At 64.3% G+C, this 20372-nt stretch carries 17 protein-coding genes and 1 pseudogene; 6 read left to right on the top strand and 12 right to left on the bottom strand.

The annotated features are described in order from the left end of the window. Window positions 1-181: 181 nt before the first annotated feature. From CYJ07_RS17770 to rpoE, 4 genes are all read right to left on the bottom strand, one after another. Window positions 182-1606 carry a DegQ family serine endoprotease gene (locus CYJ07_RS17770; protein ID WP_104205057.1) on the bottom strand — a complete coding sequence of 475 codons (1425 nt, stop codon included), beginning with the start codon at window positions 1604-1606 and terminating at the stop codon, window positions 182-184. Window positions 1607-1738: 132 nt separating this feature from the next. Next, window positions 1739-2746, bottom strand: a complete 1008-nt coding sequence (locus tag CYJ07_RS17775) for a MucB/RseB C-terminal domain-containing protein (protein WP_104205058.1) — start codon at window positions 2744-2746, stop codon at window positions 1739-1741. Then, entirely contained in the window at window positions 2746-3456 is a 711-nt protein-coding gene (locus CYJ07_RS17780; RefSeq protein ID WP_104205059.1) for a sigma-E factor negative regulatory protein, read from the bottom strand. The genes CYJ07_RS17775 and CYJ07_RS17780 overlap by 1 nt, the downstream gene beginning before the upstream one ends. 176 nt (window positions 3457-3632) lie before the next feature. After that, the gene (rpoE, locus tag CYJ07_RS17785) at window positions 3633-4238 is read right to left on the bottom strand and encodes an RNA polymerase sigma factor RpoE (RefSeq protein WP_104205060.1); all 606 of its coding nucleotides are present in this window, start codon (window positions 4236-4238) and stop codon (window positions 3633-3635) included. A gap of 300 nt (window positions 4239-4538) precedes the next feature. Here rpoE and CYJ07_RS17790 point away from each other — a divergent pair, with 300 nt between their 5' ends. After that, on the top strand, window positions 4539-5615 hold the full coding sequence (locus tag CYJ07_RS17790) for a 3-deoxy-7-phosphoheptulonate synthase (protein ID WP_104205061.1): 1077 nt from the start codon (window positions 4539-4541) through the stop codon (window positions 5613-5615). Window positions 5616-5673: 58 nt separating this feature from the next. Here the strand turns inward: CYJ07_RS17790 and dinG are convergent, their stop codons facing one another. Together dinG and rhlB are read right to left on the bottom strand one after the other, a co-directional pair. Then, window positions 5674-7818, bottom strand: a complete 2145-nt coding sequence (gene dinG / locus CYJ07_RS17795; protein ID WP_104205062.1) for an ATP-dependent DNA helicase DinG — start codon at window positions 7816-7818, stop codon at window positions 5674-5676. Window positions 7819-7823: 5 nt separating this feature from the next. Beyond that, window positions 7824-9098: an ATP-dependent RNA helicase RhlB gene (gene rhlB, locus CYJ07_RS17800; RefSeq protein WP_104205063.1), complete on the bottom strand. Its 1275-nt coding sequence runs from the start codon at window positions 9096-9098 to the stop codon at window positions 7824-7826. A gap of 148 nt (window positions 9099-9246) precedes the next feature. Here rhlB and CYJ07_RS17805 point away from each other — a divergent pair, with 148 nt between their 5' ends. Together CYJ07_RS17805 and xthA are read left to right on the top strand one after the other, a co-directional pair. Further along, entirely contained in the window at window positions 9247-9504 is a 258-nt protein-coding gene (locus CYJ07_RS17805) for a hypothetical protein (RefSeq protein WP_104205064.1), read from the top strand. Beyond that, complete coding sequence (gene xthA, locus CYJ07_RS17810) at window positions 9504-10334, top strand: exodeoxyribonuclease III (protein ID WP_104205075.1); 831 nt, start codon at window positions 9504-9506, stop codon at window positions 10332-10334. The genes CYJ07_RS17805 and xthA overlap by 1 nt, the downstream gene beginning before the upstream one ends. 36 nt (window positions 10335-10370) lie before the next feature. Here the strand turns inward: xthA and CYJ07_RS17815 are convergent, their stop codons facing one another. The 6 genes from CYJ07_RS17815 to CYJ07_RS17840 are packed head-to-tail and all read right to left on the bottom strand — an operon-like array spanning window position 10371 to window position 15283. After that, window positions 10371-11456 carry a tetratricopeptide repeat protein gene (locus CYJ07_RS17815; protein WP_197038421.1) on the bottom strand — a complete coding sequence of 362 codons (1086 nt, stop codon included), beginning with the start codon at window positions 11454-11456 and terminating at the stop codon, window positions 10371-10373. 5 nt (window positions 11457-11461) lie between these two features. Beyond that, window positions 11462-12229 (bottom strand): energy transducer TonB, encoded by a 768-nt coding sequence (locus tag CYJ07_RS17820; RefSeq protein ID WP_104205065.1) that lies wholly within the window; start codon window positions 12227-12229, stop codon window positions 11462-11464. After that, window positions 12226-12633, bottom strand: coding sequence for an ExbD/TolR family protein (locus CYJ07_RS17825; protein WP_104205066.1), 408 nt, complete (start codon window positions 12631-12633; stop codon window positions 12226-12228). The genes CYJ07_RS17820 and CYJ07_RS17825 overlap by 4 nt, the downstream gene beginning before the upstream one ends. Beyond that, on the bottom strand, window positions 12626-13159 hold the full coding sequence (locus CYJ07_RS17830) for a MotA/TolQ/ExbB proton channel family protein (RefSeq protein WP_104205067.1): 534 nt from the start codon (window positions 13157-13159) through the stop codon (window positions 12626-12628). Before CYJ07_RS17830 ends, CYJ07_RS17825 begins: the two co-directional genes overlap by 8 nt. Then, window positions 13143-14516, bottom strand: a complete 1374-nt coding sequence (locus tag CYJ07_RS17835; protein ID WP_104205068.1) for a MotA/TolQ/ExbB proton channel family protein — start codon at window positions 14514-14516, stop codon at window positions 13143-13145. The genes CYJ07_RS17830 and CYJ07_RS17835 overlap by 17 nt, the downstream gene beginning before the upstream one ends. Continuing rightward, entirely contained in the window at window positions 14513-15283 is a 771-nt protein-coding gene (locus CYJ07_RS17840) for a DUF3450 domain-containing protein (RefSeq protein WP_231489680.1), read from the bottom strand. The genes CYJ07_RS17835 and CYJ07_RS17840 overlap by 4 nt, the downstream gene beginning before the upstream one ends. Before the next feature lie 378 nt (window positions 15284-15661). Between CYJ07_RS17840 and CYJ07_RS20795 the strand changes: the two genes are divergently transcribed. The 3 genes and pseudogenes from CYJ07_RS20795 to CYJ07_RS17855 all read left to right on the top strand — a co-directional run. Further along, the gene (locus CYJ07_RS20795; protein WP_104205070.1) at window positions 15662-18832 is read left to right on the top strand and encodes a cellulose binding domain-containing protein; all 3171 of its coding nucleotides are present in this window, start codon (window positions 15662-15664) and stop codon (window positions 18830-18832) included. Window positions 18833-19083: 251 nt separating this feature from the next. Continuing rightward, on the top strand, window positions 19084-19860 hold the full coding sequence (fhuF, locus tag CYJ07_RS17850; RefSeq protein WP_104205071.1) for a siderophore-iron reductase FhuF: 777 nt from the start codon (window positions 19084-19086) through the stop codon (window positions 19858-19860). A gap of 161 nt (window positions 19861-20021) precedes the next feature. Then, a pseudogene (locus tag CYJ07_RS17855) lies at window positions 20022-20372 on the top strand (AraC family transcriptional regulator); the annotation flags it as partial.

The following is a 20372-nucleotide window of genomic DNA, read 5'->3' on the forward strand; positions in this document are numbered from 1 at the left end:
GGAGATCCGGTTCGTGCACACGCCCGGGCCATGTTTGGAGAAGCAAACAGCAGACGGGCATGCAAGAAGATGGCGGTATTGTACCGGCATGACAGAGGGTTGGACAGCGCAGCCGCACGACACGAATACGACGACGCCTCCCGCCATGGCGGGAGGCGTCGAAAGGGAATGCTCGAACCGGTCAGCCGCGTCCGAGCCTCAGCGCCACGAACAGCGAGCGCCCCTCACGATAGAGCCGTACCGGCACCGCGCGATCGGTCGGCATCGATTCGATCAGTTCGCGTAGCTGCTCACCGCTCTCCACGGCACGATGATCGACACTGACGATGACGTCACCCGGCACAATACCCGCTTCGGCTGCGGCACCGCCTGGATCAACTTCGCGCACCAGCACGCCGGTGTCGAGCCCCAGGCGCTGGAGTTCGGTCTCGTCGAGCTCGGCTACGGCGATACCCAATCGCGCCTGGGCGTTGCCACCACTCTTCTCCGCCACCTCGGACTCGCTATCGGGCCAGTCACCGATGGTCACGTCCAGTGTCTGGCGCTCGCCGTCGCGCAGAATGGTCAGCTCGGCCTCCTCGCCCGGTGTCACTCTGCCAATCAAGCGCGGCAGGTTGCGCGAACGCTCGACCTCTTCCCCGTCGACCTCGAGCACGATGTCGCCCGCCTCAAGACCGGCACGAGCCGCCGGGCCCTCCGGATCGAGATCGGCGATCAAAGCACCGCTGGGGCTATCCATGCCGAACGACTCGGCCAGGTCGCGCGAGACAGGCTGGATCATCACGCCCAGCCAGCCGCGATGCACGCGTCCATCTTCGCGCAGCTGGTTGGCGACATCCATGGCCACGTTAATGGGTATGGCGAACGACAGCCCCATGAACCCACCGCTACGGGTGAATATCTGGGAGTTGATCCCCACCACTTCGCCATCCAGATTGAACAGCGGCCCTCCGGAATTGCCCGGGTTGATAGCCACGTCGGTCTGGATGAACGGCACGTAAGCGTCGCGTGGCAGCGTGCGATTGATGGCACTGATGATACCGGCGGTCACGGAGTGCTCGAAGCCGAACGGTGAGCCGATGGCGGCCACCCACTCGCCTACCTGCAGCGCGTCGGAATCCCCCATCCGCAGGGTGGGCAACCCCTCGGCCTCGACCTTGAGCAGCGCCACGTCGGTCTGGGTATCGGCCCCCACCAGCTCGGCCGCCAGCTCGCGGCGATCGTTGAGGCGTACGAGGATCTCATCGGCGCCCTCGACCACGTGGGCATTGGTCAGCACATAGCCGTCTTCGCTGATAATGAAGCCGGAGCCCAGGGACTGCCGCTCCTGACCTTGATCTTGGCCGGGCCCTCCTCCCGGAGGCATGGGAAGGCGATCACCAAAGAAATGACGAAATATCTCTGGAATCTCCTGGCCACCGAACCCATGGAAGGCCTGATCTCTTCCCGGCACGACGCGCGTGGAGGAGATATTGACCACCCCCGGGGCGGCCTCCTTCACCAACCCCGTGAAGTCGGGTAGCTCCTGAGCGAGTGCCGCTTGGCTGGAAACGAACAGGGCCAAGAGAAACGCCCAGAGGGAAACGTGTCGCATCATTGGCTTCATATGAGCTCCTGCATCAGCGTACTTCCAAATGAATCTCGACGATGTACTTGATTCGCGTTTCGAACGATACCTGTGGCACACCCATGTTGCTTTCAAGCCCAGCCCTGGAGAACCCCGAAAGGACAGCGTCTCCTAGCCTTCGTCCTCGCCTGCCGACATGCCGTTCCATACGATATTGTCGGCCACTTGGACCAACACTCGCGGCGGCAGCTCTCCCATGACCACGACCTGCATGGCCCGGTCCTCGGACGCCACATGACGCACCACGGCTAGCGAAATGCCCAAACGATGAAGGCCGGGAATCAGGCGCTCCCGCCCCTCCTCGATGGGTTCGACGAACAGACTGAGCGTAGAGAGGCCGTCGCTGTAGATGCGATGCGCAACCGTCTCGTCGTGCTGCTCGACATCGGTATCCACCGGCTGGTCGATGAAGCCCTCCGGCAACCAGCCGGGGCGCCACGCCTGACGAGGCGGCGCTCGCCGAGCGTCGAGCACCACGCCGCCCTCATGCAATTGTGGCGGCTGCAGCTCGGTGAGCTGAAAAGTCTCGACCACGCGTCCGCGCTCGTCGATCAGTTCGCGCTTGAGCGGCAGCGCCGTGTCGGCGTCGAGCCAAAGACGCTGACCGAAGCGCATGCCATCCAGCGGTTCGATATCCAGGCGCACCGCACTGCGATTGGCAATGCGCTCGTCATTGCCCATGGTCAGGCGGTAGTAGCGATCGATATGACGGGAGATGCCCGCTGGCGATGCGGGGGCATCGTCGTCGCTGTCGGCCCAGGTCATGCGCCCGATACGACCATGACGCTCGAAGAAGACGGACGGTCCGTCAAGGAATCTCGCCACCTCCCGCTCGATGCCGTTACGAATGTCATGGGATAGCGCCAATGTGCGGACGCCATCGATACCGATGCGCACCGCACGCGCCTGGAAGACATGACAATGGCTTGCCCAGAGGCTGCGCTCGAACCACTCCAGCGCCGATCCAGGCGTATCCCATTCGGCCAATTGACGACAGTCGAACCGCTCGGGGTTCGACTCCGAAGAGACTGCCGGCTCGGCGCCGGCGGGCAACTGGTACGCCAGGAATGCGAGACCACTCAGCACGGCCAGGCGTGTTGCGCTACGCCTGCCCGACATCAGCGCTGCCCCAGCGTCTCGCTACCGGAGGCACGCAGCAGCGGCATCCATGCATCGCCACTGCGATAGGTGGTGCCCTCGGCGTGACGATCGAGATAAGACTGCAGCAGACGTGCCTGCTCCTGGTCCTGCTCGGCATGCGACTGGCGTGGATTCGGCGTCAGGAAAAGCGGACTGTCGGAGCCCACGCCAACGGGCATGACCCCGGATTGAGCGCCAGAGGAAGTCGCTGGCGAGAAGAGGGGCATGCCGACCGGTGAACCTTGAACGCCGACGCGTGAGGCCAGACTGGGCTGCGACGGCCCTACGGGCGCCTGCGACTCGCTTTCGGCAAGCTCCGTGCCGCTGCCACCACTGCGGGTGAAGTCACTACCGCTGTAAAACTGCACGCCGGTGATCACCATCAGGGTAACGGCGGCAGCGATGCCGGCGCTGCGGGCAAAGGGTTGGGTGCGCCGCGATGCGTGAGGCGTATCTTCCCGGAGCGGAACCGGCTCCTGCTCCAGCCGAGCCATGATGCCGGCCGAGAGATCCGTGCTGACATCGATGTCATGATCCCGCCGCATCAGGCTGCGCACCAAGTGATAGCGCCGCCATGCGTCGGCTGCATCCGGCTCGTCTTCGAGAGACTTGAGCGCACGACGCAACTCGAGATCATCACCTTCGCTGTCCATCAGGGCAGAAAGCGACTCCCGTGCATTCTGACTCATTCCTCACACCCCCACATTGTCAAGGCACCCCGCCTTGCAACCAATGATTTCGGTATTTTCGATTGCATTCATCCAAAATACCGACAGCCCATATAGCCGTCGCCAGGCGACGGTCAATGCTTCAGACGCCATCGACGCGAGACAGTTCAGCGAAGAGGCGAAAAGCCTTGAAAAAATCACTCAGTCACCGACTCCCGCGTTCTGGCGGTGGTCACCAGCGGTTGAATGTGCTGATCGACTGCCTCCCGGGCACGGAAGATACGCGAACGCACCGTACCCACGGGACACTGCATGATATTGGCAATATCCTCGTACGAGAGCCCGTCGAGTTCACGTAGCGTGATAGCCGTACGCAGGTCATCGGGCAGGTTCTCGATCGCCTCGAATACCGCCGCCTCGAGTTGGTCGCGCGCCAGCGAGGACTCCGGCGTCTCGATATCGGCGAGCCGACCGCTGTGATCAAGGATCTCGGCATCGACGATATCGAGATCGCTGCCCGGCGGCCTGCGCCCCTTCGATACCAGATGATTTTTCGCGGTATTGATGGCGATCCGATACATCCAGGTATAGAAGGCGCTCTCGGAACGAAAGTTACCCAGCGCCCGGTAGGCCTTGATGAAGGCCTCCTGGGCCACGTCCTGTACCTCGGCGTGATCCTGAATATAGCGACCGATCAGCCCGATGATCTTGTGCTGGTATTTCTTAACCAGCAGATCGAAGGCTCGTGTATCGCCTTTCTGCGCGCGTTCGACGAGCTGTTGATCGGTTTCCCGGTTGCCCATTCACTTGCCCCCTGGCCGGGAGCTGCCCTGACAGGACGGGCTGAGCGAAAGCGTGGTAACGGAATCTGCATGCATGGTATCAACCTGGAGCCAGTTGGCCGCTGAAAGTCCCTGGACGAATTCGTCCTTCGTTGAAGCAAGTGTTCCTGTTTCTTGGCCGCGCATCAAGCCGACCGCCATGCGCCGGCGCTGTGACAAGCGTACAGGCGTCGGGTTCCGTTGCGATTGCGGTTTTCTTCCTCGGCGGGTGTATAGTAGATCACCCACATGCCTTCAACGCATCACGACACAGGTAGCAACATGTCAGATCAGCAGGTCAGCAACCTCAACGTTCTGTCCCAGGACGTCCTGATCACGCCCGAAGCCCTCAAGAATGAGATCCCCTTGACCGAAGCCGCCGAAAGGACGGTGATTGAAGGCCGCCGGACGATCCAGAACATTCTCGACGGAAGCGACCCGCGTCTGCTGGTGGTGGTTGGCCCCTGTTCGATCCACGACGTGGATGCCGCCCTCGATTACGCCCGTCGTCTGCGCCGCCTGGCCGACCAGGTTGAGGAAAGCCTTTACATCGTAATGCGCGTCTATTTCGAGAAGCCCCGCACCACCGTGGGATGGAAAGGCTTGATCAACGATCCGCACCTGAACGGCTCGTTCGAGATCGAGGAGGGCCTCCACATAGCGCGGCGACTGCTGGTGGACCTGTCGGAACTCGGCCTGCCGCTGGCCACCGAAGCCCTCGACCCCATCTCTCCACAATACCTGCAGGACTGCATCAGCTGGTCGGCGATAGGTGCACGCACCACCGAGTCCCAGACCCATCGCGAGATGTCTTCCGGCCTGTCCAGCCCCGTCGGCTTCAAAAACGGCACCGACGGCAGCCTGGATGTGGCGATCAATGCCCTGCAGTCGGTCTCGCATCCGCACAATTTCCTGGGCATCAACCAGAGCGGCCAGGTGGCGATCATTCGAACCCGCGGCAACGCCTATGCCCACGTGGTACTACGGGGCGGTAACGGCAAGCCCAATTACGACAGCGTCAGTGTGGCACTGGCCGAGCAGGAACTGCGCAAGGCGGGAGTGAAGCCCAACATCATGATCGACTGCTCGCACGCCAATTCCAACAAGGACCCGGCGCTGCAGCCGCTGGTGATGGAGAACGTCACCAACCAGATTCTCGAGGGCAACCGCTCGATCATGGGGTTGATGGTCGAATCCAATCTCGGCTGGGGCAGCCAGAAAATTCTCGACGATCACAGCCAGATGCAGTACGGCGTCTCGGTTACCGATGCCTGCATCGACTGGCCCACGACCGAAGAGGTGATGACGCGCATGGCCCGTAAGCTCATACCGGTACTCGCGCAGCGTCAGGTGGATTGATTCAGCGCATTCCCTCGCGAAAGGCCCGCCAGAGCGGGCCTTTCGCGTTTTCGCCCGGTCAGGTGGTTTCGAAACCGTCGATCTCGCGCCGGAACGGAGGCAGCGCCTCGAGCAGTGCGCGGCCGTAGCGGCGTGTGAGCACGCGGCGATCGAGCAGCGTGATGCGCCCCTGATCGGCCTCCTTGCGGATCAGCCGGCCGCAGGCTTGGACCAGTTTGATCGAGGCGTCCGGCACGCTGATGCGCATGAAAGGATTGCCGCCCTGGCTCTCGATCCATTCCGCCAGTGTCGCACCGACCGGGTCGTCGGGCACGGCGAACGGCAGTCGGGTGATCACCACGTGCGTGAGGTATTCCCCGGGCAGGTCGATACCCTCGGCGAAACTCGCCAAGCCGAAGATGACGCTGCCCTCCCCCGCGTCCACGCGGGCACGATGACGCTCGATCAGCTCACGCTTGGGCAGCTTGTCCTGGGCCAGCACCCTCTCGCGCCAGGCCGCCGGCAGCGCCTTCTCCACGGCTCGCAGCTGAGCGCGAGAAGAGAATAGCATCAGCACCGCCTCGCGCTCGCCCAGTTCGCTGACGAAGTCGATGATGGCCCGTTCGTGAGCATCGCGATCGCCGGGATCCACCGCTTGGCGCGGCACGCTGAGTACCGCTCGCGAATAATCAAAGGGGCTCGGCAGGCGCTGATAACGGTAGCGGTTGGCGAGCCCGGCCCGCTCCTGCAGGCGTTCGAAGCGGCCAAGCGCCGTGAGCGTAGCCGAGGTCACCACGGCACCGAAGCAGCTCCCCCAAAGAGTCCGAGCCAGGGTCGGCGCCGCCGATACGGGGCTCGCCGAGAAGGTCAGCTCCGGGTCGGCACCAAAGCGCTCGAGCGTCAGCCAGCGCGCGCGCGGCGGCTCGCCTTGGGTGTCGGGCTCGGCGTAGGCCTCCCATAGGCCGTGCGCCTCCAGCGCCCGGCCATGCAATAGCGCCAGCAAAGGCAACCACGCTTCGGCCTGCTCGCGCTCGAGCCCGGTGTGCTTATCGGGGTCGAGACTCTCGCGCAGGATACCGGTCATGGTTTCGAGCGTGCGCGAGAGTTCGGCGACGCCCACCAGTAGCGCGCCGGCATGTTCGCGCAGGGCGTCGGGCACCCGGCCCATGGGAAAGCGAAACTGGTGGTTCTCCTCCCCCTCCTCCAACCCATGCAGGCGGCCGGCCAGTTGATGCCCCAACGAGAAGGCCTCGCCCAGGCGCGGCTCGAGTGCCGCAATGATTCCCGGCAGGGCAGCCAGCAACCGCGCCAGGGTGGGCTGTACCGCCAGCGCCTGGTTGAGCTCGGTCAACGATTTTTTCAGGTTGCCCAGCCAGCGCAACATGCCATTGACGCCCACACGATGAGCGAAATGGGTCAGCGCCTTGTCCGGCAGATGGTGGCCTTCGTCGAAGACGTAGATACAGTCGCCGGGAGGCGGCAACACGACCCCGCCACCCAATGAGAGATCGGCGAGCACCAGATCGTGGTTGGCGACGATGATGTCGGCGGTTTCAAGGTCGCGACGCGCACGGAAGAAGGCGCAAGCGGCAAAATGGCCGCAGCGGCGATTGGTGCACTGGCGATGATCGATGGTCAGGCGACGCCAGTCCGTGTCGTCGATGGATACCGGCCAGCTTTCACGATCCCCTTCCCAGCGGCCGCTGCCGTAGGCATCGGCCATCTCCTGAGCCAAGGCCTGGAAATGATCACCACCGCTTTGCGCCAAGCTCTGCTCGAACAACGACAAGGTGGGATTGCCTTCGACCCCGTCAAGCGCCTGCTCCAGACGCGTCAGGCAGAGGTAGCGCCCGCGCCCCTTGGCCAAGGCATAGCTGAAATCGAGACCGCTGTGCGCCTTCAGCGTCGGCAGGTCCTGGTGCAGCACCTGCTCTTGCAGCGCCACGGTCGCGGTCGCCACCACTAGCCGCTTTCCTCGCGCCTTGGCCACCGGCAGCCCCGCCAGCAGATAGGCCAGGGTCTTGCCGGTGCCGGTGCCCGCCTCGAGCACACAGACATGCTCGTCGGAGAGCCGCTTGCCGTCGTCATCGACCTCGATGGCGCTCAGCGTGCGGGCGATCTCGGCGATCATCAGGCGCTGGCCGTAGCGTGGCGTCAGCCCCTGGGCCTCCAGCACGCGGCGGTAGGCGGCCTGTATCTCGCCCTTGAGGGCCTCGTCCAGCATGGCCGTTACAGCAGTCCTTCGGGCGGATGCTCGCAGGGAAGCTTGTCTTGAATGTAGCGCTCGATCTCAGGCAGAGAGAAGGCATCCTCCTCACCGACGAAACTGATCGACACCCCGGTGGCCCCGGCACGACCGGTGCGACCGATACGATGGACGTAGTCCTCGGGATCCTCGGGCAAGGTGTAGTTGACCACGTGGCTGACATCCTCGATGTGAATGCCGCGGCCGGCCACGTCTGTGGCTACCAGCACCTGCACTTCGCCCTCGCGGAAACGCTCCAATGTCTTGATGCGCTGATTTTGCGGCACATCGCCGGAAAGCAGGGCGACGTTGATGCCGGCCTTCTGGAGCAGCCCCTCGAGCTTGCGCACCAGGTCGCGGCGGTTGCCGAACACCATTACCCGATCGAAGCTCTCCTGCTTGAGTAGATTGATCAGTAGGCGCTGCTTGTCCTCGTCGCTGACCAGGTAGACGCGCTGGTCGATGTTGGCCTTGTTCTCCACCGTGACTTCAATCTCGACGTGGGCCGGCTGGTGGGTCCATTGGCTGGCCAGGTTGAGAATGTCATGGGAGAAAGTGGCCGAGAACAGGAAGGTCTGGCGCTCCTCCTTCTTCGGCGTGTGCCGGATGATACGCTTGACATCGGGTATGAAGCCCATCGACAACATGCGATCGGCTTCGTCGAGCACCAGCACTTCGACCTGAGTGAGATCGACGTCGCGCTTCTCGTGGAAATCGAGCAATCGACCGGGCGTGGCCACCAGAATGTCGAGCTTCTTGCCCAGGTGCTCGCGCTGCTTCTGGTAGTCCATGCCGCCGACGACACTGGCTACGTTGAGATCGGTGAAGCGCGCCAGCGCCTTGGCATCCTTCTCGATCTGCAGGGCCAGTTCGCGGGTCGGGGCCACGATCAGAGCGCGCGGCGCACCGGGCTTCTGGCCCTCAGGCGTCTCTTCTTCGAGGAAGTAGGCCATTATCGAGATCAGGAAGGCAGCGGTCTTGCCCGTGCCGGTCTGGGCCTTGCCGACCACGTCGCCACCGAGCAGCGTGTGAGTCAGCGCCTCGGCCTGTATCGGAGTGCAGTACTCGAAGCCCAGGGCGTGGATGGCGCGCATCAGCGGCAAGGGCAGATCGAAGTCGTGAAAGCGCCACTTGCCCGCCACGGCAGGCACCTGAAACTGGCGCAGATCCCAGCTCGACTGGCGGCGACGCGGCTTGCGACGACGACGCTTGGGCTTGCGGTTCTCGGCCGGGGCTGTGGTCTGTTCCGACTCGCTCATAGGCTGTGTGTCTTGTCCGTAGCAATAATGGGTTAGAACTTTCAGCCGCATATTGTACCAGCCTATGGCGTCGAGGGCGCGTCTCTTGCATCGGACTGTTAGAATGGCTCCTTCATGCTGCCTTTCGACACTCATGGAGCCAGGCCTGATGACACGCCGCAAGAAGACACGCTCGCTGGCCGACAAGGTGACCATCCGCACCGGCAAGCGCAAGGACTACAAGAAGTGGCGCCACGAGAACCCCGACCAGGTGACCTCTTCGCGGCGCTTCACTCAGAAGAAACGCCAGCAGCGCAAGCTGCAGGCGGCACGCAAGCTGGCACGTCAGGAACAGGGGGTGAGCCTCCCTATTCATCCCGGTAGCGACGAAAAGAACGAAAAGAACAGCGAGGAGCACGAAGAGTGATACGTCTGGTGTCGTTCAATATCAATGGCGTGCGCGCACGGCTGCATCAGCTCGAAGCGCTGGTTGCGGCGCATCGCCCGCTAGTGATCGGGCTGCAGGAAACCAAGGTTCACGACAGTGAGTTCCCCTGCGAAGCGGTGCGGGCAATGGGGTATCACGTGCACTTCCACGGCCAGAAGGGACACTACGGCGTCGCCCTGATGTGTCACGAGACGCTCTGTCCCGAGGGGCCCGAGGAGGTTTTCTTCGGACTTCCCGGCGACGGAGAAGCGTCTCAGCGCCGCTTGATCGGCGCACGCCTGCGTACGGCAGACGGACAGCCGCTGACGGTATGGAACGGCTACTTCCCGCAAGGCGAGAACATCGATCATCCAACCAAGTTCCCCAACAAGCGCGACTTCTATGCGCGCCTGACCCAGCTTCTCGAGGAGCGGCATCGCCCCGAGGAGCGGCTGGTGGTGATGGGCGACTTCAATATCTCGCCTGAAGATATCGACATCGGGATCGGCGAGGCCAATCGCAAGCGATGGCTGCGCGAAGGCAAGACCAGTTTTCAGCCGATCGAGCGGGAGTGGCTCGGCACGCTCAAGGCATGGGGCCTGACCGACAGCCATCGGGTTCGCTACCCCGAGAACGACGACCGCTTCAGCTGGTTCGACTATCGCTCGCGCGGCTTCGAGCGGGAACCCAGGCGGGGATTGCGCATCGACCATATCCTTGTCACTGCACCGTTGGCCGAGCGCGTGCGGGATGCCGGTATCGACTACGAGGTGCGCGCCATGGAGCGCCCCTCGGACCACGCCCCGGTCTGGACCGAATTAGAACTCTGAAATTGGGTTCTTGCGACCCGCCGGGCCACGCGAGTCCTAGCGGGTCGTAAACCAGCGCTCGTCCACATCGACCCCTCGGACTTGAGCCTGCTGCATCGCCTCTTGGGCCAGCTCCAGCCTCCCCCAGGCGCTGGCCAGCAAGCCCAGGCGCTGCCAATCATCGCCCTCACCGCTGCGTTCGGCAACCGTACGCCAGGCCTCTAGCGCACGCTCTCGGGCGCGGGCTTCCTCCCAGGCCCGAGCCAGCAGGCGCCGGTTTGCCAGGGTATCGGGCAGTGCCTCCTCGGTCAGGGCCACTTCCAGTAGCTCCGCCGCGCGCGCCGGCGTTCCGGCGGCCAGATGCAGTTCGATTCGCTGCTCGAGGTCTCCCTCGCCAGCCAGCACGCCGAGCCGCCAGCCCGCTTCCCACAGCGCCGCCGCTCGCACCGGATCGCCGAGCCCTTGGGCCAATGCCGCCGCCCGACGCCAGTCGGCCGCCTCGGATGATGCATTGAGTTCGGCTTCGAGTGCCGCCAAGGCTTCAGCTCCCTTGCCGGCGCGCTGAAGGACGATGTTGGCGAGACGCTGCTGCCGAGCATCGGGCGCCTCGCCCATCGCCAAGGCACGCTCGGCCCAGCGCGCAGCCTCTTCCCAGCGTTCGAGCTCGGCCAGAGTGCGCGCCAGACGCCAGTAGTCGGCGGGCCCACCCTCATGCCGCTGCAGCCAATCGCTCAGTAGTTCCGCACCCCGCTCCCGCTGACCCGCGGCAATCCTCATCCTCGCTTCTTCTCGCAACCAACGATCGCGCTGCTCTTGTGGCGCTTCCTGTGTCTGGCGAGCCTGATGCAGTGCTTCGGCCGCCGCCTCATAACGCCCCGCCTGGGTCTCAGCCCCGGCCAGCAGCTGGAGGTACAGGGCACTGGCCCAGCGATCGGCGGCATTGCCACCCTCGAGCCGCCGGGCCTGGGTCCGGGCCCGCTCCCCCGCCGCCTCGTCAGCGCCTTGCTGCAGCTGCTGCTGAAGCCGCTCCAGGTCGGCAATGACATCGCCCGGCAGAGCCGGCGGAGCAGCCGTCACGGCTGGCACGGTAGCCAACCAGACGCAGGTGGTCAGCAACAGCAGAGTAGCGGGAGCGATTCTCATGGCGTCTACCTCAACTGGAACTCGAGGCGCTGGCGCGCCCGGCGTACACCATCGGCAGGCTCGAACTGCCAGCGGGCCACGGCCTGCTCGGCGGCCGAGTCGAAGACGTTGCGCGGCTGCGATTCGACCACACGAATCGACGAGCGGTCGACGCTACCGTCGGGGCGAATCAGGAACTGCAGCTCCACATGTCCCTCCAGGCCACGCCGCTGGGCTCGTGACGGATACTCCGGCGGTACGCGGCTGGTCGGCGCGATTTCGCCGACGTCCACCGGTCCTTGCTCGGCGGGTGTGGCTTGCTCGGCCTGGGGGCCTTGCGCCGCCGCCTCGCTCGGTGCGCTCTGCTCGGAGGCCGGCGCCGGCTCGGGGGGCGGTTCAGGCGCCGGCTCAGGCTCGGGGGTCGGCTCAGGCGCCGGTTCGGGTTCAGGCTGGACCTCGCTGAGCTCGGGCAGACGGGTATCGAGTTCCACCGGCTCAACCGGCTCGGGTGGCAGCTCAGGCTCCGGCAGACTGATTCGACTCTCCAATGGCGGTAACGGCTCCGGCTGAGGCGGCGCGGTTTCCGTCACAGGCGGCGGTTCGGCACTGGGTTCGAGCGCTTCTTCCTGCTCATTTTGTGCTGGGGGCTCGGGTGCGTCGACCATGTTCATGGTCATGCTCGTATCGAGCACGTCGAACTCTTCCTCCGGGGGCGTCACCAGCAATGCCAGCAGCCAGAACAACAAGAGCGCCAGGGCCACACCCCCCAACGAGGAGAGGGGTATCCGGGTCATGGCCGGCTCCGGCTAGCGGCCACCGCCACCTGCTCCACGCCGGCCTCGCGAATGCGATCCATCACCTCGATCAGCAGGCCGGTCGTCGACTCGCGATCGGCCTGAATCACTACCGAGCCGTCATCGCTCACCAGCTCGGCCACTTCGCCACCAACGCGATGCAGGTCAACGGGTTGGCCATCGACCCAAACCGCTCCCTCGGGAGTGATCGCCACCATCACCTGGGCATCGGGCTGAGGGCTGGCTTCGCTGGATTCGGGGCGCTGGATCTCCACTCCGCTCTCCTTGATAAAGCTGGTGGTGACGATGAAGAAGATCAGCATGATGAAAACCACGTCCAGCATCGGGGTCAGATTGACCTCGCTGGTCTCGCTGTCGTCGGCGACAAGGCGACGTCTACGCATCGGACTCCTCCACGGCGCGAGCCAGACGGTCGTGCAGGCGCTGGTCCTCGCGTCGAATGATATGCTCGAGGCGACTGGTGAAAAGCAGCCCCACCACCGCCACTGCCATGCCCGCCAGCGTCGGCAGGGTGGCTCGTGCCACGCCGTCGGCCATGGCGCGCGCCTGGCTGGTATCGCTGAGGGCCAGACTGTCGAACACGGCGATCATGCCGGTCACGGTGCCCAGCAGGCCCAACAATGGGCACAATGCCACCAGTAGTCGAAGCCACGGCAGCGGCCGGCGCAGCCGACCGATCAATTCCCGGGCCCACACTTCGCGCAGGGTCAGAGCGCTCCAGCTCAGGTGGTCACGGCGGGCCGCCCAGCGACGGATGAGCGCCCGCCGCGCACGGCGATAGGTGATGCGGAAATACCACACGCGTTCGAGGGCCAGGCTGAACAGCAACATGGCCACCAGCACGATCACCACCAGGACCGAGCCGCCCGCCTCGACCAGGCGTTCCAACGGTTCAAACCAGGGCGGCATCGCGTCGCGCGCTCCCGGTGGTGGCGTCCGGCCCGCTCGGGCGGCGTTCGAGATGCTCGGCCAGGGCGGCACTGGCCTGCCCCTCCACCAGTCCCGCCAGGTGGCGGCTGCGACCGGCCAAAGCGGTATGCGCGAACAATAGCGGCACGGCGGTGATCAGGCCCAGCACCGTCGTGACCAGCGCCTGGCTGATGCCGCCGGCCATCAACTGTGGATCGCCGGTACCGAACACGGTGATCGCCTGGAAGGTCACGATCATCCCGGTCACGGTCCCGAGCAAGCCCAGCAAGGGCGCCACCGCAGCGAGCAGCTTGACCAACGGCTGGCCACGCTCGAGACGCGGCAACTCGGCGAGCACGGCCTCATCGAGGCGCGCCTCCAGTGCTTCCGGAATGGGGTCGTCCGCCAGGGCGCGGAATCGCAACAGCACACGTCCCAGCGGATTGTCATCGTGCAGGGTACTCAAATCGCGCAACTGACGCCGCATGGCCAGGCTGACGCGCAGCAGGTAGAGGTATTGCAAGAGGGCCACCAGCAGACCGATGGCGCCCAACCCCACGACGACATAACCTACCGCTCCCCCCTGATGAAAACGCTCCACCAGACTCGGGCGCTGCGCCAGGGCGGACAGCACTTCCCCCCGGGTCGGATCGAGCGCCAGGGAGCGTGACTCGCCGGCATGAAAATCGGCGAGACGAGAGGCAACCTCACGCGGGGTACGCTCCACCACCGACAATGCCTCGTCATCCGCACCGCGGCGCAGCAGATGTGCCTCGGTAAAGGCGGCGAAATCGCCCAAGCGTACGACCTGACGCGGCGCGATCTCCCCGCTGGCGGCTGCGACCGGCGCCTCGAAGCGAACCACCCGCCCCGTATCGGCGGTGAGGTCGATCAGACGATCGGCGAATGCCTCCAGATGATCGAGCTCGAGCACCTCGGCATCGTCGAGGCGTGGCGGAAGCTCACCTCCCACCACGACCAGCCAGCTGTCGGCCAGGCTGTCGCGCAGCTCGCCGCTGTGGCGGGCCAGCGAGGACAGGATGGCTTCCAGGTCGTCGCCCTGCTCTTGCTGCCTGGCATCCAGCTCGGCCTGGCGTTCATCAAGCGCCTGCGCCTCAGCCTGCAGCTCGGCGTTGCGGGCTTCGGCCGCCTCATGTGCAGCGCGTGCCTCCTCGAGGGCGGACTCGAGTGCTTCGCGATCCTCGAGCAGTTCAGCCAAGCGCGCCCGATCGCGGGCTTCGGCGGCCTCGCGTTCGGCACGCAGGGTATTCAACGGCTCGGATTGAGCCTGGGCCATAACCGGAACGGCCAAGAGGCCGGCTATCAGCAGACCGATAACGTAGTGTGGCGTTCTCATGCGTCGCCCTCCCGAGTGCTTTCGAGCGGCTGCGAGATCGGCAGCGTCAGCAGCTCGGGGGCCCGGCGATCGCGTGCGATGCGCAGCCCGTTACGCACCTCGCGGCGCTGGGCTTCGCCGAGCGCCGCCCAGCGCTCGGACTCCGCCTCCCAGACACCCCCCTCGCGGCCATCGGGCGTCAGGTAATACAGGCCGATGCGCCCCAGGCGCAGATAGTCGACTTCACGCCGTGCCCCCTCGCTTTCCAGGTAACCGCGCCAGGCATCGAATTCACGCCCGTACTCCAGCTCGGTTCGCCATGCCCCGACGATGCGTTCCCAACGCGCGGCGGAAGATGGCTCGGCCTCCATGGACTGCAGGCTTGCCACGCGAGCACGGCGCTCGTCACGCAGGAAGGGCATGTCGTCGTCGACCCACTGCTCCAGGCGCTCGACGAGTCGTGCCTGTAGCGCCGGAAGGGCTTCCCGCGTCTCCTCCAGGGTGTCCAGAGCGGCTTCGCGCCGCTCCAGTGCGTCGGTACGCTGCTCCAGGCGTGGTGCGAGCTCGGCATTCTCACGTTCGAGACGGCGGCCTGCTCTTTCCAGCTCGCGCAGTTCGGCGAGCATGGCTCGTGATTCGTCATCGGCCTCGTCGATACGTGCCTGCAGTTCGGCCTGGCTGTGCTGGGCCCGTGCGGCCTCCTCGCGCACATCAGGATCGGCGATGGCCGCCGTAACAAGCCCCAGCCAGAGCAGGCTCACGAGACAGGGGTAGCGAAACGATCTCACTGGTGTAACTCCCGAGACGGTAACGGCGAACGGTAGCCTTGGATGGGCGGCGTAGGATGATGCCATTAATGATAATAGTTATCAATCCTCGGTATGTCTCGCCGACCACCCCTCATGCGCTCGGAGAGCTTCTCGGCCACCATAGTTAGCTTAGGAATTGCGTAAAGAAATGTACGCTTTTCGTTCCAAAGCGAAACGGAGCGAAGCGCTATATTCGCGTTGTTCTGCCCGATAGATGAATCCAGGGACGGCGATGGGCAACTGACTGCCCGGCCATGCAATCCGAGCCTCGTTCTGGCTCGCATGCGCTCTTCTTCTGCCGCAGCCGACACCCTGCCCGCCCCGGCGGTCTGTTTACCTATCAATGGCGGTAGTTACATGCGTCCCTTCATCGATGCCTCTCTCGGCAGCCAGTGGAATGGCGGCTTCGTGATGGAAATCTTCATCACCAACCAGGGAACCCAACCGATCGTCGACTATCGGGTCGAATTCACGCTCGACGGCACCATCACCGATATCTGGGATGGCGTGGTCGCCGGACACAGCGATAACCGTTACTCCATCATCGACGATGACACCGACAACGATATCGCCCCGGGCGAGACTGTAAGGTTCAAGTTCAAGGTCCTCAGCGAGAGCGGCAAGCTGCCCGACGCCCTGACGGTCAATGGCGTCAGTCCCGAGTATTCGCCCGAAGCGCAAGCGCTGCTGGCCTCCGAGGCCATTGAGACTACCGAAGCCACCGAGGTCGTCGAGACCGTCGAGACCGTCGAGACGACTCTCGTAGAATCCAGTTCATCCGTCGAGGGTGAAATCCCCATCGGCCCGGCGATCACCGCCGCCGAACTGCAGGCACTGATCGACAGCGCGCCGGAAGGCAGCATCCTGCGTCTGGCAGCGGGAGAGTACCGCTTCGATCACATGATCACGATCGCCCGCTCGGATATCACCATCGTCGGCGCGGGACGTGGTGAGACCCGCATTACCTTCACCGATGAATCACTTGCCGCTGGCGATTCGCACGGTTTCCTGGTGGAGAGCACGGCAACGCGATTTGCCGGCTACCTGAACCAGGATGCCGCCAAGGGGGACAGTATCCTGTCGCTCAAGACGAATCATGGCTTGCAGGTGGGCGATACCGTACGCATCTGGCAGGACAACACCCAGGAATACTTCGATGAGATCGGCGATACCTCCTGGCAGAAATTGAATGCCCCGCTGCGGACCAGCATGGCCAAGGTGGTCTCGGTCGATGGCGGCACGGTGGTACTCGACCGAGGCGTGCACTTCGACTTCGACGGCGGCGCGACCAAGATTCAGCGCTTCGACGCGCTGGAGAACGTGACCCTGCAGGGCTTCACGGTAGAGTACGATCTGGGCACCCCCGACAAGGGCGTGTTCAGCAATACGCTGAACCAATTGACCGGCTATCAGGCGATCAAGCTCAACGGCACCGTGGGGGCTCGGGTCGAAGACATAGAAGTGATCGACGGCCCTTCCACGGCTTTCGAATTCGCGCTCAGCCTCGACCTGGCCGCTGACTCTCTCGGTGCCCACGGAGCCTTCAACAAGGGCAGCGGTGGCAATGGCTACGCTTTTGAACTGCGTGAGAGCTACGACGGCAACCTGACCAATCTCGAGGATTCGGGCATGCGCCACAGCGTGCTGTTCGCCTCGTGGCGCTCCTCGGTGGGCAATGACATACACGTGCTCTCCACAGACCGCGACATCAATTTCCATGGTGGCCAGGATCACGACAACACCGTGCACGTAGAGCGTTCGATTCGGGATGCCGATGCCGACGGAATGTCGACCGTGGTGTGGTACAACAGCGGCGGCGAGACCTTCGGCGCCATCACCGAGGCCGGCGCCAACCAGATCACCTTCGATTACGTGGTCGGCTCGCGCCGCGATGACGTCATCCAGGGTACCGACAACGGCGTCTATCTCGACGGGGCCCTGGGCCACGACACGCTCATTGGCGGTACCGGCGACGACATTCTACGTGGCGGCCTGGGCAGCGACGTTCTCGACGGCGGTGCCGGCTTCGATATTGCTCACCTTGAGCAGGACTATAGCGCCTACAAGATCCGTTTTAATGACGACGGCAGCGTCTCCCTCGATGGCAACAGCGACGACAATACGCTAATCGATATCGAGCGTGCGCTGTTCGCCGATGGCACCGTCCTCGACATTGCCACTCGCACGATCTCGCAAGGCGGCTCTGCTGCAGTCCCAACCCCCGAAGAGATTCTGGCTCCTCTCGAGCCGGAAACCATCGGCGACGAACCCGTTGCCGAGGAAGAGACCGTTACAGAAGAGCCTGTCGAATCGATGCCGGAATCGAGCACGATCGAACCGATCACGACGACCGAGCCCAGCAATGCGGATGGCACCGTCGACGCCCCGGCACCCGACGTCCCCGAGGCACTCGATGCCAGTGAGCTAGACGTCGGGCTGGCCGTGGTCAATCGTTGGGCGGGTGGCTACGTGATGCGAGTGGAGATCACCAACCACTCTGCCACCGATATTGCAGATCCCGAGATCGCCTTTACGCTGCCGGCGGAAATCACCACCTTCTATGGTGCGACGCTGCTGGCACGCTCCGGCGATACTTATCAGGTCGCTTACGAAGGCAGCGACGTATTGAAGGCAGGCGGCGTCATGCGCTTCTCCTTCAAGGCGTATGCTTCCACCAGCGAACTGCCGACGTCGCTAGCCCTGAACGGCACCGAGCTGACGCTCGACCCGGGCGCTCTGGTGGCTGGCGAACTCGCCGATGCCGCGCTGGTCGATGCGCTCGACCCCGCCCCCACGGCGTCGGACTTCCTTGAAGTCAGCAGCAACATCACCAAGACCTGGTCGAGCGGCTACATGACGGAGGTGTTCGTGACCAATAGCTCGGACGTGACCATCAACCAGCCAGCGGTGAGCTTCAGCCTGCCCGGCACGATCACGGACCTGTGGAACGGCTCGTTCACAGTCAGCGACTCGGGCTATATCGTGGATGCGGCCAATAGCGGCACGGTGCTGGAGCCCGGCGAGACGTGGCGCTTCTCCTACAAGGTTCAAGGCAGCGAGCACGCCTTGCCCGGCGACATCGCCGCCACGGGTGAGCTGGCGAGCGAACCGGCCCGTGACGACACGGGCCTGATCGGCACCGAGGCCAACGAGATCATCGTCGGCACGACGGATGCCGAGTCGCTTTACGGTGGCCTGGGCAGCGACAGCCTGACCGGTGGCGCAGGAGGCGATCGCTTCGTCTACCTCTCGACTCTAGAGTCCACGGCGTTTGACAGCGACATCATCGTCGACTTCGATCGCAACGAAGGCGACCTGATCGATCTCTCCCACATCGATGCCGACCTGGCCAGCGAGGGCGATCAGGCCTTCGCCTGGGTTGGCAACGCCGCCTTCAGCGGCACGGCAGGTGAACTGCGCAGCGAAGGCGACCTGGTACAGGGCGATGTGAACGGCGACGGCGTCGTCGATCTGCAGATCTCGGTGCTCGGCATCGATACCCTGCGCGCCGACGACCTCATGCTCTAGGCATAGGTCCGCAAGATTGCGCCCGGCCATGCGCCGGGCGTTTTCGCTCAGCCTGCATGCCGGCAACGTCACTCCACTCAGCCATGCCAGCGCTATCAATTAATGCCAATCAATCTCATTGATATTCACTCGACTCCTGCTATGCTGGGCGCTGCCATAACGTTCCGTCACTTCACGACTGACCGCGCCGGGGCATAGCCACGACACGTCCCGGTATATTCCGGTCGGTTGCCCACTGAGGCGCGTCTCGAATGCCCCGGCTAGCCGTAGTGGACGAACCCTTGCCCTATGTCTTGCCCCAGCTCTACGTCGGGCCGCTGGAGAATCTGGCGCCGGCTCGCCTGGGACACGACGCGACGACAGCCGGCGTGGCGGGCTCGGACCTGCTCGATCCACCCTACCTCGACGAGCTGATGACACGCTTCGGTCGTCGCCATGGCCATGGCGATCGTCGCGCCGTAGCGTCGCTGTGGTCGAAATGGCACTTCAGTTGCTTGCTGGCGACCGGGCTGGCCGCCAATCTGGTGCTGGGGCGCGACTTGCCCCTGGACCTCGACCGCCTGCGCCTGGCGCAGGATCGGGACGGCCAGACGACGGGACTGATCCTGCGCCACGAAGGGCAACCACTGGACACGCGAGAATCCCCGCAACGCTTCGCCACTCTGCTCGACGGCCACCTGGCCCCGCTGATCGAGACGCTGGCCAAGCTCAGCAGCGCCTCGCCCAAGGTGTTCTGGAGCAACGCCGGCAACTACTTCGAGTATTTCGCTCATGCGCTCGCGCACCACCCCTTGGCGCCACCGGACGCCAATGCACCGGCGCTTGCCTTCCTGGAAGCGGCCATTCTCCCCGATGGCCAGCGCAACCCCCTCTACCGCCCCGTGCGCTATCGGACCGCCGATGGCGACGAACCCCAGCGGGTACGCCGCCTCTGCTGCATCCGCTATCTGATCGACGAACTCGGCTACTGCGAGAACTGTCCTCTAACCTGCCGTGCCCGCCAATCGAAGCGCGGGGTGGCCTCATGATTCAGCCTGCCCAAGCGACATGTCATCACACGCCACGTGATCTGCGGACCTACGGCGAACGCTATGGCATTGACTACCGCTTCCCCACGCTTGCGGCGGGTGCGGCGCACCGAGCCCCGGTAATACGGGGCCGTATTCGAGAACTCGCCCCCGCGCGGGGCATGCAAGTCGTCGCCTCCGATATCGAAGTGCTGCAGCGCTACGACTCGCGTTCACGCCGCCCCACCCCACTGTCCATCATCGTCATGCTAGAAGGGCAAGCCGAAGTGAGACTGGGCCAGCAGCGCCTGGGGTTGACCGGTGGCATGGCGCTAAGCGTGACGCTCGACGCGCAGCAGGGACTGCAAGCCACACAGCCGCCCGGCCAGCGGATACGCGCCCTGACGCTGGCCCTCGATGCACCTCGCCTGGCCGAGCTCGGTGCCGCGCTGCCCTTCCGAGGGTCGAGCATGCATGCATGGACGCTCCCTCCGTTACTGCAACAGGCTCTGGAACAGGCCTTGTCCTCCCCC

Source organism: Billgrantia saliphila (genome assembly GCF_002930105.1).
Taxonomy (GTDB): domain Bacteria; phylum Pseudomonadota; class Gammaproteobacteria; order Pseudomonadales; family Halomonadaceae; genus Halomonas; species Halomonas saliphila.

Bases quoted from the DNA above. Each gene is read 5' to 3' on its own strand.
- CYJ07_RS17770 (WP_104205057.1), bottom strand. From the start codon at position 1,606: ATGAAGCCAATGATGCGACACGTTTCCCTCTGGGCGTTTCTCTTGGCC.
- CYJ07_RS17775 (WP_104205058.1), bottom strand. From the start codon at position 2,746: ATGTCGGGCAGGCGTAGCGCAACACGCCTGGCCGTGCTGAGTGGTCTC.
- CYJ07_RS17780 (WP_104205059.1), bottom strand. From the start codon at position 3,456: ATGAGTCAGAATGCACGGGAGTCGCTTTCTGCCCTGATGGACAGCGAA.
- rpoE (WP_104205060.1), bottom strand. From the start codon at position 4,238: ATGGGCAACCGGGAAACCGATCAACAGCTCGTCGAACGCGCGCAGAAA.
- CYJ07_RS17790 (WP_104205061.1), top strand. From the start codon at position 4,539: ATGTCAGATCAGCAGGTCAGCAACCTCAACGTTCTGTCCCAGGACGTC.
- dinG (WP_104205062.1), bottom strand. From the start codon at position 7,818: ATGCTGGACGAGGCCCTCAAGGGCGAGATACAGGCCGCCTACCGCCGC.
- rhlB (WP_104205063.1), bottom strand. From the start codon at position 9,098: ATGAGCGAGTCGGAACAGACCACAGCCCCGGCCGAGAACCGCAAGCCC.
- CYJ07_RS17805 (WP_104205064.1), top strand. From the start codon at position 9,247: ATGACACGCCGCAAGAAGACACGCTCGCTGGCCGACAAGGTGACCATC.
- CYJ07_RS17815 (WP_197038421.1), bottom strand. From the start codon at position 11,456: ATGAGAATCGCTCCCGCTACTCTGCTGTTGCTGACCACCTGCGTCTGG.
- CYJ07_RS17820 (WP_104205065.1), bottom strand. From the start codon at position 12,229: ATGACCCGGATACCCCTCTCCTCGTTGGGGGGTGTGGCCCTGGCGCTC.
- CYJ07_RS17825 (WP_104205066.1), bottom strand. From the start codon at position 12,633: ATGCGTAGACGTCGCCTTGTCGCCGACGACAGCGAGACCAGCGAGGTC.
- CYJ07_RS17830 (WP_104205067.1), bottom strand. From the start codon at position 13,159: ATGCCGCCCTGGTTTGAACCGTTGGAACGCCTGGTCGAGGCGGGCGGC.
- CYJ07_RS17835 (WP_104205068.1), bottom strand. From the start codon at position 14,516: ATGAGAACGCCACACTACGTTATCGGTCTGCTGATAGCCGGCCTCTTG.
- CYJ07_RS20795 (WP_104205070.1), top strand. From the start codon at position 15,662: ATGCGTCCCTTCATCGATGCCTCTCTCGGCAGCCAGTGGAATGGCGGC.
- fhuF (WP_104205071.1), top strand. From the start codon at position 19,084: ATGCCCCGGCTAGCCGTAGTGGACGAACCCTTGCCCTATGTCTTGCCC.